Raw genomic sequence first — 599 nt, 5'->3', positions numbered from 1 at the left:
CTCTGCGCCATATCAAAGACGCCCATCACGATATTCCATGTGTTTGTGACAATGAGGATGGCGGCAGCTGATTTGAACACCCACTTGAAAATCATCCAGGTATCCACATCATGCAGGTTGTTCTTGTCTGCAATCATCTGGATCAGGTCTACGGTCATCACGATAGCCAGAATCACACCTGCAATCGGCACCATGATGGAGTTGGACAGATTCTCAATCATGCTGAAAATACTGCCATTCCATCCCTGTGGGGTCTGGCCTACCTGTACGGATATATCCGCGACCTGCTGATTTACACTGTCAAACATCCCCGAAAGGTTGCTCATAATACCGCCCACCAGCATTTCTTTCAGCCAATTTGTCAGGGCTTCAAGTAAGAAATCCATACGGTGTCAACCTCCTTTCCGCCGCCCCCGCAAAGCTGCGGGAGCGGCAAGGATTTCATACGGAGACGCTTAGACAGAGAAAAGCCCGGAGAGCAGAGGTACAAGGACCATGCCGACTACGGCTACACCAGCACCGGCCATGAGCTGCTTCATGCCCTGGCTCTTGGCGCCGGATAGCGATAGGTAATCCTTTGATATAATCTCCGGATTTTC

The 599-nt window shown here is 50.8% G+C and carries 2 protein-coding genes; both read right to left on the bottom strand.

Annotated elements, in window-relative coordinates; all coding sequences use genetic code 11:
- On the bottom strand, positions 1-386 hold a 386-nt coding region (locus DW826_RS18005; protein WP_242994147.1), incomplete at its 3' end, for a VirB6/TrbL-like conjugal transfer protein, CD1112 family.
- Positions 387-455: 69 nt separating this feature from the next.
- The coding region (locus tag DW826_RS18000; protein WP_242994159.1) for a Maff2 family mobile element protein at positions 456-599 on the bottom strand (144 nt) is incomplete at its 5' end.

Origin of the sequence: Clostridium sp. AM34-11AC (assembly GCF_003435375.1) — a bacterium.
Taxonomy (GTDB): domain Bacteria; phylum Bacillota; class Clostridia; order Lachnospirales; family Lachnospiraceae; genus Pilosibacter; species Pilosibacter fragilis.
This window is presented reverse-complemented; position numbering and strand designations above follow the sequence as displayed.